Below are 12858 nucleotides of genomic sequence, written 5' to 3'. Positions count from 1 at the left end.
GGGATGAGAGTGACAGAAAGTAACGCAGCAGGACGGCACGTGTATCGCATGAAGCGGGTTACGTTGTCCTGCTGCCAGATGCTAACGCATCACCATCATACTGGATACGTCACCGGAGTGCCGGTGGAGTTTACCAGCGCCTTAAACTTCGCCACGAGCTTCTGCGTGAGCGGGCCGGGCTTGCCATCGCCGATGAGACGGCGGTCGAGTGCCACGGCGGCGATGACTTCAGCGGCGGTGCCGGTGAGGAAGCATTCGTCTGCGGTGAAGATGTCGTGACGGGTCATGTTCACCTCGTGGATGGTCACGCCCATTTCCTTCAGCATGTCCATGGCTGCGCGACGGGTGATGCCGTCCAGGCCGCCGGCGGAGATGGGCGGGGTGAAGACTTCACCGCGCTTCACGAGGAAAAGGTTGTCGCCGGTGCACTCGGCCACATAGCCCTGCTCATTGAGCATCACACCTTCTTCGCCGCCACCCTGGATGGCTTCGATCTTGGCCATGACGTTGTTCAGGTAGTTGAGCGATTTCACCTGGGGGCTGAGCGCGGCCACCGTGGGGCGGCGGGTGGCGCAGGTCACCATGGTGAGGCCGCAGTCATATTTCTCCTGCGGGTACAGGGAGATGCTGCTGGCGATGATGAAGACGCTGGCCTTCGGGCACTGGTAGGGATTCAGGCCGAGAGGGCCCACGCCGCGGGTGATCACCAGGCGGATGTAGCCGTCGCGCAGGCCGTTGGCGGCGATGGTGTCCAGCGTGGCTTTTTCCATCTCCTCGAAGGAGAGGGGCACGGTCAACAGGATGGACTTGGAGGACTCGTACAGGCGATTGAGGTGCTCCGTGAGGCGGAACACGCGGCCATTGTAGAAGCGGATGCCTTCAAATACCCCGTCGCCATAAAGCAGACCGTGATCGAACACACTGATCTTCGCCTCCGTTTCCGGAACGAGTTTGCCATCGAGATAGATGAGAAGGGGCTTGGCCATGGGAGGGGCGAAGGATGCCTGAAGTGGGCGGAAGTGCAAGGAAAGTTCGGAATGGGGAGGCCGGAGGGCGGAGTCGGGGGACTCCAGCAATGGGCGTGCACTTTGCCGCGAAGTTGGGCTTGGGGTGATGTTTGCGCTCCAAGGAGATTGTCGCAAAGCAGCCAAGCAGCAAAAGCAGCGAAGGAATCAGAAACAAGACGCCTGTGTGAGGGGGGGCAACGCTCGGAGGCATCGCCAACCCCGAGAGCTCCCGTCGTAGTTACTCTGCTGCTTTTGCTGCTTGGCTGCTTTGCGACGAACCCCTGGGTCAGCCGGGCTGCTCCAGGTGTCCTTTCGTGATCACCAGCTTCCGGTCGCCGCGTTCGGCCAGGGTGGCATCGTGGGTTACTACCACGAGGGTCTTGTTGGACTCGTTCACGATTTCAAAGAGCAGGTCCATGATCTGCTTTCCCGTGGCGGCGTCGAGGTTTCCCGTGGGTTCGTCCGCGAGGAGGATGGGGGGATCATTGATCAGGGAGCGCGCCAGGGCCACACGCTGCTGCTCGCCGCCGGAGAGCTCCGTGGGGAGGTGGTGCAGGCGCTCGCCGAGGCCCACGCGGCCCAGCAATTCCTTCGCGCGGGTCTCAGTGGGCTTACCCTTGATGAGAGAGGGGAGCATCACATTCTCCAGCGCGGTGAGCTCCGGGAGGAGGTGGTAGTTTTGGAAGACAAAGCCAAGGCCAGAGTTCCGCATCTGTGCCCGGGTGTTCTTGCTGGCCGCATACATGGGCTGCCCGGACATGTACACATCTCCCTCGGTCGGTTTCTCCAGTCCGCCGAGGATGTAGAGCAGCGTGGTCTTCCCCGAACCTGAGGCGCCGCAAAGGAAGACCTTCTCGCCGGGCTCCACCCGGAGCGAGATGCCCTTGAGCACATGCAGGTCATGCCCCGCCAGGTGGTAGTGGCGGTGCACGTCTTTCACTTCGAGCGCGGGAACGTCAGGCATTGCCATGCACCGTGGCGGTGACTGCCGTGTCTGCAAGCACGAGGTTTCTGATTCGGGACGTCCCCCTCGGATCTCACGTGCTTCTCTTCAGTTCCGCTCGGCACACACCCTGTGCTTCGCGCCATGCCCCAGGATCGGGAACGCCTCATTCCCGCACCCCTGACGGACCACGCTCTGTTCGCAGTAACCACTTCGCGACCACTTGCGTCACCTCTACTGCGCTCCTTCTCACGTCATGTTTCTTTTTTCTCGCACGCTCCTCATCACGGTTTTCGCTGCGTTCCTGGCCGCGCCGTGCTTTTCCCAATCCGTCGTGCTCTGGCGGCCGCAGGATCCTCAGCGTGGATCCACCTGGCAGGAGGACATCCGCATGGAGATCTCCGGGATGAAGATCAACATCGGCTCCGGTTCGCAGGCCATCGATGGCGCGGGAAACTTCAGCTTTCACGAGATCGTGGAGCGCAAATATACCGGCGTGAACCGGCAGGAGGCGCGCATGCTGGAGAGCACCTTGCAGGGTACCTTGGCCTTCCTCGGACAATCGGCGGATCAATTGCAGGGCGGCGTGTTGCTGGGGAAGAAGATGCTGGGCAAAAAGGAACGCGACGCATGGCAGTTCGAGTTCAAGGACGTGAAGCCCTCCCCCGAGGAGCAGAAGGCGCTCGATGCCTTCGGCAGCCGCACGGGTTTGCTCGCCCTCTGGCCCTACCTCTACGGCGCCCAGTCACGGAAGAAGGGCGAGACGTGGAAGGCGGACACGGCTTTCCTCACCAAGGGAAACGGAAACGGGAAGACTGCGCCACCGCTGACCGTCGATTTGAACTTCACGTTTGTGGATGTGGAGGAGAAAGCTGGCTCCCGCTGTGCCCGGCTGGGTGTGAATGGCTTCTTCAAAATCGCCCCCGGCGAGAAAACCCCCGCCACCATCACGCTCGAAGTGCAGGGCGACATCTGGCGCGAGCCACGGGACATGGTCGATGTGGAGGCGAACCTGCAGGGCACGCTGAAGGTGTCCGGCGCGAAGGCGAATGATCCGAAGTTGCCGGAGGGAACGACGCTGGAGTTGAGTGCTCCGTTTACGCTGAAGCGGACGGTGAAATCGGTGAAGTAGGAGGCGGTGTTCAGTTGGACCTCTTCACTCTTCCTTGTGAAATTGTCCGCCCCTGCTTCGTTGGGTCATCATGTCCGCTGCCACTTCCCCTGACATCGCCCCGGCCCCTGCGGCTACTGGTGAAAAGCGTTTCGCTGTTGCCCAACTGGATGAGATTCCGCCGACGCCGTGTCCCTGCGGTCAGGCGCGCCGGGCCTTCAAGGAGCCGTGGAATACCCTCGCCAGTGTGCACCTCACGGACATCTCGGTGGACAGCAAGCTCCACTACCACAAGAAGATGACGGAGATCTACGTCGTACTGGAGGGTGAAGGCTATCTGGAAGCGGATGGCGAGCGCATCCCGCTCAAGCCGATGACCAGCATCATGATCCGCCCCGGCTGTGTGCACCGCGCCGTGGGGAACCTGCGCATCATCAATGTGCCCATGCCACCGTTTGATCCGGCGGATGAGTTTGAGGTGTAGGGCACTTTCAGGCCGCGCGGATGATTTTCACCTTGTGACCTTCTCATGTCCCCGTCCGAGCCATCATCATTAAGCACTCCAAGTCCAGTACATCGCGGCTGGCTGGTGGCGAACGGCCTGATGGTGGCGGTGATGGTTTTTGGTCTGGTCTTCCATATGACTAGCAGTTGGGACGGCTGGAATCGGATCCCAGATCACATCTGGGATTTGATCGCGATGCCTGTCCTGCTGAGTGGACCGATTGGACTGGTCTTTTGCTCGATGGCATTCTCGAGCGTGAAGCGAGGAGTCGAAAGGCCTGTCCTGCGCCGCATCTTTGTGGGGCTGAATCTCGTCGGTATTGCGATTGGATTGGCCTCGTTGGTACCCTGTTTCATCTTGTTCATGCTTAGTTTCTACCGCTGTTGCTAGGCCCAACTTCCTCTCATGAAAGCTGCCATCTCCTCGCTTCTGGTTTCGCTAATCACCACAGGATTGCTTTGCGCGCAGTCCCAGCCCCCAAGACCGGCACCGCCCGAGCAGGGGGCCGAGGGACTTCCATGGAACCGCTCACGAGCCGCTTCTAACACGACACCTGCTCCAGCGCCTTCACCCGCCCCCGCCAAGAAAAAATCTTCGAGCATGCCCGAGGCCTTCCATGAACTGGCCATCGGTGATGTCGCGCCGCCCTTCTCGCTGCTGGGCATTGATGATAAAACGCACACCCTGGACAGCTACAAAGACGCGCAGACTCTGGTGATTGCCTTCATCTCAAATCACTGCCCGGAATCGCAGGCCATCGAAGGCCGCCTGAAAAAGCTGGTGGAGCAGACCAAGGACAAGGGGGTGACTTTTGTGGCGGTGAATCCGAATAACCCTGTGGGGCTGCGTCCGGATGAGCTGGGTTATTCGAAGTACAACGACAGCTTCCCCGAGATGAAGCTGCACGCGAAGGAGCAGGGCTTCAACTTCCCCTACCTGTATGATGGCGAGACACAAGCCATGGCCATGGCGTACGGCTGCCTTGCGACCCCACACATCTTCATCTTCGATGGCAAACGGAAGCTGGCCTACAAGGGTGAGTTCGATGACTCACGCTTCGTCGATGAGGGCTCCGTGAAGACACCGAGTGCGCAGAATGCCATTGAAGCTTTGCTGGCTGGCAAGCCCGTACCGGTGGCGGAGACGCGTCCCCATGGCTGCTCCACCAAGTGGCTCACGAAGAAATCCGCCGTCGCACAAGACGACGAAAAATGGGCCAAGGCCACCGTGGATGTGGAACTCATCGATGCCGATGGAGTCGCCGCCCTGCGCAAGAACGGCACCAAGAAAGTCCGCCTCTTCAATGTGTGGGCCACGTGGTGCGCGCCGTGCGTGCAGGAGTTTCCCGAGTTGGCCAAGACCGCCCGCAAATTCGGCCTGCGCGACTTTGAGATGATCACCATCAGCATGGACCGTCCCGAACTGAAGGACAAGGTGAAGGCCTTCCTGGAAAAACATCAGGCCGCCATCCCGGACAAGATCAAAGCCTCCCTCAAGGCCGAGAACCGCACCACCAACAGCTACCTCTACACCGGTCCCAGCCCCGACGCCCTGGTGAACGCCCTCGACCCCGAGTGGCCTGGCCCTCTTCCCCACACCGTCCTCGTCGCACCCGACGGCACCGTCATCTGGCGACACAACGGCCAGGTGGACGGCGAGGAACTCCGCGCGGAGATCCTCAAGTACATGGGCCGGTACTACAAGCCGGAGTAGTCTTTTGCATCAGTCGGCATGTCCGCGTGGGTGGGCGTGCTGACCGGGATGAATTAGCCGCAAAAAGACGCAAAAAACTCAAAAGGTAAGGGCTCTTAGGCCGTGCTACCTCAAGTGAGGTTGCTATACCCAGCGCCAATCTTTTTTGCGTTCTCTGCGTTCTTTTGCGGCTATTAAAAAGAGGTGACCTCCGCCCTTGAGGTGAAACTACCTCACGGCTTCAGCACGACTTTGAGCAGGCCGTTGCCGGGCTGCACGCCTTTGTGGAACCACTGGGCGCCTTCGCTCAGGGGAGCGACGATGCTGAGCAGGGGCTCAACCTGGATGCTGCCGTCCTGGATGCGCTCGATGGCTTCCGGGTATTCACCGGCGCTGGAGCAGGAGCCGCGCAGGGTGATCTGGCGGGTGACGACTTCCTGCAGGGGGAAGGGGGTGTTCGGCTGGAGGTTGCCCACCAGCACCACGGTACCACCCTTGCGTACGCTGCGGATGGCGAGGTCCAAAGGCTGGGCTGCGCCCACCACTTCGAAGCTGGCGTCGAGGCCATCGCCACCACCGAGTTCCTTGAGCTTGGCGGCGAGGTTCTCTTCCTTGGCGTTGAAGACTTCCTCCGCACCCAGCTTCTTCGCCAGGGCGAGGCGGGAGTCGTCGAGGTCCACGGCATACACGCGGGACCAGCCACGGGCCTTCAGTGCCTGCAGCACGAGGAGGCCGATCAAGCCGGCGCCCACGACTACTGCACACTCCTGGCGGGTGGTGGTGGCCAGCGCGCCCTGATTGGGCTTCGGAGCGAGGTTCACGGCGTGCAGGCCGATGCTCACCGGCTCGGCGAAGGCGGCTTTCTCGTAGCTCAGGGCATCCGGGATGCTGAAAAGAATGTGCTGGGGTAATACCACCTGCTCGGCAAAGCAGCCATGACGGCGGTAGTCGCCGCAGGACACGCCGAGCACGCGACGATTTTTACAGAGGTTCACGAAGCCCGCCTTGCAGTCGGGGCATTCGCCGCAGTACTCCGTGGAGTCGAAGGTCACGCGGTCGCCTACCTTCCAGTCGCTCACGCCTTCACCCACGGCGCTGATTTCGCCGGCGGCCTCGTGGCCCATGATGATGGGGGGGATGCGGCGGCCGCTGCGTCCATCCATGCCATGCAGGTCGCTGCCGCAGATGCCGCAGGCCTTCACATCCACCAGCACCTGTCCGGCGGCAGGCTGGGGAGCCGGGGCGTCGCCAAATTCAAACTCGGAGGGGGCAGTGAGGGTGAGCGCTTTCATGGGATGGGAATGGGGAAAGACCGCCAGCTTGCGACGATCCAAGGCGGGGTCAAGCGGAAGGCGCGGCTTCTGGAAGGGCCCAATTGTAAAAACATTTTCTCCGTGCGTTACTTGCTGTCACGGCCGGATGCATTACTACATCTACTCGGAAGACATTATATGTTCCGACATCTGGCTTTGTTGTTGCCGCGCAATTGGGGACGGCTTTCCCGCGCGGTCTTTGGAGATTTCAAGTATCAGCCTCCGGGGTGGATCGTGTCCACCAGCGGCAGTGTACTTGACAGCATGCGCCGGGGTCCCGGCGTTTGGGCATCGGTTATCACGGTGACCGGTTTGACGGTCGTGGGTGGATACCTGTGGTACCAGTGGCAGGAGGCCTACAAGCACCGACCCACGCAGGTGGTGGAGGTCCGCCAAATCACCGGCAAGCTGGCGTCACCGGGCGTCACGCCGATTGTGAAGAACAAGCCGGTCGTGCAACCGGTGGAGCTGGACTTCTCCAGTTCCATCGCGCCGCTCGAATCCGTCGGCAAGACGGCCACGAAAGGTGTGACCATGAAGCCCGCCATGCCGGGTGAGTGGAAATGGGTGACGGACAAGAAGCTCGTCTTCCACCCTTCGCAGGACTACTGGCCTGCTGCCACGGAGTACACGGTCTCTTTTGACCGCGACATCCTGCCGCCGGCCACGAAGCTGAACGACGCGCAGTGGAAATTCACTACCTCGCCCTTGATCGCAAAAGTAGCGAACTCCGAGTTCTACACGGATCCGAAGGATCCCACCGTGCACCAGATCACGGTGACCCTGAACTTCAGCCACCCCGTGACCAAGGAAGAGGTGGAGAAGCACATCACTCTGGATGTGCTGGGGAAGACGCCAGTCTTTAACTACGGCGGGAAGACGCCGGACACCTACTTCACGGTGACCGAGGGGGCGCATCAGCGGGAGTACTATGTGCGCACCACACGCATCGCCGTGCCGGAGAAGGAGGACTTTGTGAACGTGACCCTCACGAAGGGGCTGCCGAATATACAAGGTGGCGCGGTAACGGACAGCGGTGTCACCACCAAGGTGCGCGTGCCGGACGTGACCACCGGATTCTTGATCAAGGAGGTGCGGACAGACATCGTGCGTACGGAGGAGGGCGAGCCTGAGCAGTTCCTGTTCCTGGAAACGACCGGCTATGTCACGGGGGAAGAGCTGGAGAAGCATGTCTCCGTGTGGCTCCTGCCCAAGGACAAGGCCGCCAGCCCGGCTGGTCCTGCCGTGGAGGATTATGACTGGCCCGCTGCTGGTGAAATCACACCGGCGGTGCTCAGCGCGGCCAAGCCCATTCCGTTGAAGCGGGTGGAGGCGGAGAAGGATGCAGACGCGCCCATGGCGGCGATGCATGCCTTCAAGATGCAGCCGCCGGGAGTCGGCCGACTCTTTGTGCGCATCACGAATGGCGTGCAGGCGCTCGGCGGTTTCCGCCTGGGCAAGGACCATGTGGCGCTGGATGACGTGCCGGAACTGCCCAAGGAAGTGGAAATCCAAGGGGCCGGCGGCGTGCTGGCCCTGAGCGGGGAGAAGAAGCTCAGCCTGAAATACCGCGGCGTGCAGCACCTGCGCATCACGCTGGCACGTGTGCCCTTCAGCCAGATCAATCACCTTGCGCGTCTTACAGGAGGGGATTTCGAGTCGCCCTACTGGAAGACGGATTTCGATGAAAACAACATCTCCCGCGTGCACCGCGAAGTGCGCGATGTGGTCATGCCAAATGAATACCAGGCGAACTACAGCACCCTGGATTTCACCAATGCGCTGAACTCACAGGACACGAATGATCCGGATGCCTCACGAGGTCTCTTCTTCCTGACCGTGGAAGGTGTGCGCCCTCGCAACGAGGATGAGAAGGAGAATGAAGAAGGTGAAGACGCGTCTGCAGATTCCGAGGAGACGGAAGCCAAGTGGGTGCGCGTGGGTGAGAACGTGGCGGCGAGCCGCTTCATCCTCGTGACCGATCTCGGCATCCTGATGAAGCGCAATGCCGATGCGTCGCGTGAGGTGTTCGTGCAGAGTTTGATGAAGGGCGAGCCCGCGGCGGATGTGAAAATCATCACGCTGGCTAAGAACGGCGAGTTCCTGAATGAAACCACCACGGATGCGCAGGGTCACGCCAGCGTGCCGAACGTGGAACATTTCCGCAGGGAAAAACTTCCGGTGTCCATCATCGCGCGCTCGGGGAATGATGTGGCCTTCCTGCCCTTCCATCGCCCGGACCGGTTGATGGACTTCTCGCGCTTCGATATCGAAGGTGTGCTCGCCTCGGAGAAGGAGGCGCTCGATGGGTTCCTGTTCACCGAGCGCGGCGTCTATCGTCCCGGTGACAAGGTGCATGTGGGCGGCATTGCCAAGCGGCGCGACTGGGCTGGTCAGCTTGATGGCCTGCCGTTGGTGCTGGAGGTGCGTGATTCCAAGGAAGAGCTGCTCGATACCCAGAAGATCGCTCTCGGTGAGGACGGCTTCTTCGATGCGGAAGTCGAGACGGCGGAAGAGTCGCCGACGGGCACCTATACCGCGCGTCTCTACCTGCTGCCGGATGCGGACAATGAAGAGAATCGCATCCTGCTGAGTAGAACCGGATTCCGTGTGGAGGATTTCCAGCCGGACCGCATGAAGCTGGGCGTCACTCTGAGCACGCCTCCGGGACTTGCCTGGGTGCAGCCGGGGGATGTGAAGGCGACGATCAATCTGCAGACGCTCTTCGGCATGCCTGCGGCGAAGCGCCGCGTGACAGCGAAGCTGACGCTGGATCCCGCGAACTTCTCCTTCCCCAAGTATCCCGACTTCACCTTCCACAATCGCCTGAAGGATGAGGACGAGGAGGATCATGACAACGAATCCGCCGCCGCAGGTACGGAGGTGCAGCTCGGCGAGCAGACCACGGATGACAATGGTAACGCTGTCTTTAATCTGGCGCTGGAGCGTTTCAGCGATGGGGTATTCAGCGCGGAGTTCTTCACGGAAGGTTTCGAACCCGATGGTGGGCGCAGTGTGCGTGGCGCGCAGACGTTTCTTGTGGCACCGCTGCCCTATGTGGTCGGCTGGAAGGCGGATGGTGACCTTTCCTACATAGGAATGGATACACCACGCAGCCTGAAGTTGATCGCGGTGGGTCCGGAGCAGAACCTGTTGGCCGTGCCCGGACTGACCCAGCACATCCTGCATATCCGGCATGTGTCGGTGCTCACCAAGCAGGAGAACGGCAACTATGCTTATGTGTCCACGAAGCGGGAGCAGCCCATCAGCGAAGGCGCATTGCCGCTGGCCGCGGATGGCGCAAGCTTCACCCTGCCCACGAGCAAGGCGGGCGAGTATCGCTTTGAGCTGCGCGATGGGGAAGGAAACGTGGTATGCGCCACCGCCTTCACCGTGGTGGGCAAGGGTGATGCGGAGCGCAGCCTGGAGCGTGATGCTGAGCTGGAGATGAAGCTCGCGAGCACCAGCCTGCGGAGCGGTCAGCCGCTGGAGTTCAGCCTGCGCGCGCCCTTCACGGGTGCAGGGCTGGCCACCATCGAGCGCGATCGTGTGCTCGGCTGGCAGTGGATCAAGCAGGGTACGCCCAGCGCCACGCATAGCATCATGGTGCCGGAAGGTCTGGAAGGCACTGGTTATGTGAATGTCTCCTTCGTGCGTGGGCTGGATTCACCAGAGGTCTTCACCAGTCCGCTGAGCTATGCGGTGCAACCTTTCGCTGCGGATGAAGACAAGCGTCGCATGCAGGTGGAACTGGATGCGCCGCAGCGTGTGAAGCCGGGTACCACCATGACCATCGGCTTCAAGACAACGAAGCCGGGACGCATTGTGGTGTATGCCGTGGACGAAGGCATCCATCAGGTGACGAACTACAAGCTGCCGGATCCGCTGAAGCATTTCATGCGCAAGCGCGCCCTGGAAGTGGAGAGCGAGCAGATCCTTGACCTCATCCTGCCCGAGTTCAGCCAGCTCATGAAGCAGAAGGCCTTCGGCGGCAGTGAAGACGTGGCGCTGAAGATGCACCTCAATCCCTTCAAGCGTCGCAAGGAAGCGCCGGTGGTCTTCTGGAGTGGTCTGGTCGATTGTGGCCCGGATCGCCAGGAGGTGACCTATGATGTGCCGGATTACTTCGCAGGCAGCCTGAAGATCATGGCGGTGGCCGTGTCCGAGGACATCGTGGGCACCGCACAGACGCAGGCCACGGTGAAGGGACCCTTTGTGCTCACACCCAATGCGCCTTTCTTCGCGGCGCCCGGGGATGAGTTCACGGCAAGCCTGACTGTGGCGAACAATCTGGAAGGGCCAACTGCGCCGGGAACGGTGGCGTTGAAAGTAGAGGGCACGGAGCACCTTGAAGTGTTGCCGCCGCTGGAGACCAATTTGGAAGTAGGACCCGGCAAGGAAGCCACGGCACGCTTCCGCGTGCGCGTGAAGGAGGAGCTTGGTGGTGCCGAGCTTACCTTCCACGCCAACGCAGGTGGGGAAGAGGCGAAGCGCTCGACGACCTTGAGCGTGCGCCCGGCGACACCGTACATGACGCATGTGCAGAGTGGTTATTTCCGGCTTGGGAAGCAGGACATCGCAGTGAAGCGCGACATGTTCCCCGAGTTCCGCAAGACGAACGCCACGGTCAGTACAGCGCCGCTGGGATTGGCGCGTGGATTGGAGTCGTATTTGCGCGAGTATCCCTACGGATGCTCGGAGCAGATCACGAGTCGCGCCATGTCACGCCTGCTGCTGGTAGATGAAGTGGACTTCGGCTTCGACAAGGCCGAGGCGAACGAGCAACTCGATGCTGCCTTCATGCTGTTGCGTACGCGTCAGCATGGCAACGGTGGCTTCGGCTACTGGGATGGATTCTGCGATGCCAAGCCGGACTTCCTCAGTGTGTACGTGACGGAATTCCTCACGGAAGCGCGCGATGCCGGCTACGCCGTGCCGAGCGACATCCTCGATGGTGCCCGCAATCGCATGAAGCAGATGGCTCGTGCGAAGACGGCAAATCTTGAAGAGGCCGCCTTCCAGGCTGCGGCGATCTACCTGCTCACGCGCAATGGCGAAGTGACCACCAACCAGGTGCTCAATCTCCGCGACACGCTGGAGAAGGAGTACAAGGATAAGTGGGAGGGCACCATGGGCGCCGCCTATCTCGCCAGCACCTACATGCTGCTGAAGCAGGACAGGGAAGGCCGCGCGCTCATGGAGCAATACCGTCGCAAGGCCGATCCGAAGCCCTTCTTTGAGCGCTGGCTCGGTGGCTGGTGGAGTGACCCGCAGGTGCGCAACGCGCAGGCGTTCGCGCTTGTATGCCGTCACTTCCCGAACATCGCGGGTGACTTCGGCTACAAGGATCTGGCCGTGATCACCGAGCCCCTGACGAAGCATCGTTTCAATACGATCAGCAGCGCCACCAGCATCATGGCGCTCAAGGCTTACACGGCGCTGGCGAAGAAGTCCGATGTGAAGCTGAGCATCAGCGAGGTGGCCCGCGCTGCCGGCGTGGAGCCGAAGCTCCTGGTGCCGCCGAGCGCGGGTCTGTTGAGCGCACCGTTTGGTGCGGGAGCAGGCACCATCCGTTTCAACCTGGACAAGGGTGATACAGATCTCGGCGCCTTCTACCAGGTGGTGGAAGCTGGCTTCGACAAGGGCGACTCGAAGGACAAGATCACGGATGGCTTCGAAGTCTTCCGCGAAATTGTGGATGCCGACGGCAAGGCGATTGAGAAACTGAAGGTCGGCCAGAGCGTCACCGTGAAGCTGGTGATCCGGAACATCAGTCCCGAAGACCAGACAAATGTGGCGTTGCTGGATCTGCTTCCCGGTAGTTTCGAAGTCGAGCAGGGAACCCTGCGCCCTGGTCGCAACACTGTGCCCGGTGCGGATTTCGTGGAGGTGCGCGAAGATCGAAACGTGTTCTTCACGAATGTGCGCAAGGGTGATGTGCAGGTCTTCACCTACCGCATCAAACCCATCGCCGCCGGCACCTTTGTCATCCCACCCGTGTATGCGGAAGCGATGTACGACCAGAATTTCAAAGGCCGTGCGCCTGGTGGGAAGCTGGTGGTGGAGGCGGCGGAGTGAGTGGAGATCAAGGAACACCGAGGCGTAATGAGATTGGCAAGGTGAATTGGCTTTAGCAGCCCATGCGTGGAACAATCGATATCGTGAGTGGGATTCACCCTCTCCTGCGCTCTTTCAGAGCGCGATGCATTTGCGCGCCCACCCAGGGTGGCGCTCGCCTAGGCTCGCTGACCCTGGGCTGGGCTCCTGCTGTCTTTCAGACAGCGGCT

Annotated in this window: 8 protein-coding genes; 5 read left to right on the top strand and 3 right to left on the bottom strand. The window is 61.0% G+C overall.

Annotation, left to right across the window (positions count from 1 at the left end; all coding sequences use genetic code 11):
* Nucleotides 1-95: 95 nt before the first annotated feature.
* Entirely contained in the window at nucleotides 96-986 is an 891-nt protein-coding gene (gene ilvE / locus G5S37_RS26490) for a branched-chain-amino-acid transaminase (protein ID WP_165208296.1), read from the bottom strand.
* A gap of 307 nt (nucleotides 987-1293) precedes the next feature.
* Nucleotides 1294-1971 (bottom strand): ABC transporter ATP-binding protein, encoded by a 678-nt coding sequence (locus G5S37_RS26485; protein WP_165208294.1) that lies wholly within the window; start codon nucleotides 1969-1971, stop codon nucleotides 1294-1296.
* A 235-nt stretch (nucleotides 1972-2206) separates the two neighbouring features.
* On the opposite strand from G5S37_RS26485, the gene G5S37_RS26480 reads away from it, so the two are divergent.
* The 4 genes from G5S37_RS26480 (at nucleotide 2207) to G5S37_RS26465 (ending at nucleotide 5279) form a co-directional block, all read left to right on the top strand.
* Complete coding sequence (locus G5S37_RS26480) at nucleotides 2207-3082, top strand: hypothetical protein (RefSeq protein WP_165208292.1); 876 nt, start codon at nucleotides 2207-2209, stop codon at nucleotides 3080-3082.
* Nucleotides 3083-3152: 70 nt separating this feature from the next.
* Nucleotides 3153-3545 carry a cupin domain-containing protein gene (locus tag G5S37_RS26475; RefSeq protein ID WP_165208290.1) on the top strand — a complete coding sequence of 131 codons (393 nt, stop codon included), beginning with the start codon at nucleotides 3153-3155 and terminating at the stop codon, nucleotides 3543-3545.
* Between the two features lie 45 nt (nucleotides 3546-3590).
* Complete coding sequence (locus G5S37_RS26470) at nucleotides 3591-3956, top strand: hypothetical protein (protein WP_165208288.1); 366 nt, start codon at nucleotides 3591-3593, stop codon at nucleotides 3954-3956.
* A gap of 210 nt (nucleotides 3957-4166) precedes the next feature.
* Nucleotides 4167-5279: a redoxin domain-containing protein gene (locus G5S37_RS26465; protein ID WP_165208286.1), complete on the top strand. Its 1113-nt coding sequence runs from the start codon at nucleotides 4167-4169 to the stop codon at nucleotides 5277-5279.
* Nucleotides 5280-5491: 212 nt separating this feature from the next.
* Here the strand turns inward: G5S37_RS26465 and G5S37_RS26460 are convergent, their stop codons facing one another.
* A complete protein-coding gene (locus G5S37_RS26460; RefSeq protein ID WP_165208284.1) occupies nucleotides 5492-6550 on the bottom strand; it encodes a galactitol-1-phosphate 5-dehydrogenase in 1059 nt (352 codons plus the stop codon).
* A gap of 159 nt (nucleotides 6551-6709) precedes the next feature.
* Between G5S37_RS26460 and G5S37_RS26455 the strand changes: the two genes are divergently transcribed.
* Nucleotides 6710-12649 carry an alpha-2-macroglobulin gene (locus tag G5S37_RS26455; RefSeq protein ID WP_165208282.1) on the top strand — a complete coding sequence of 1980 codons (5940 nt, stop codon included), beginning with the start codon at nucleotides 6710-6712 and terminating at the stop codon, nucleotides 12647-12649.
* The last annotated feature ends 209 nt before the right edge of the window (nucleotides 12650-12858 follow it).

This window comes from Roseimicrobium sp. ORNL1 (assembly GCF_011044495.1).
Taxonomy (GTDB): domain Bacteria; phylum Verrucomicrobiota; class Verrucomicrobiia; order Verrucomicrobiales; family Verrucomicrobiaceae; genus Roseimicrobium.
The sequence above is the reverse complement of the archived record's forward strand: the minus strand, read 5'-3'. Positions and strand labels throughout refer to the sequence as shown.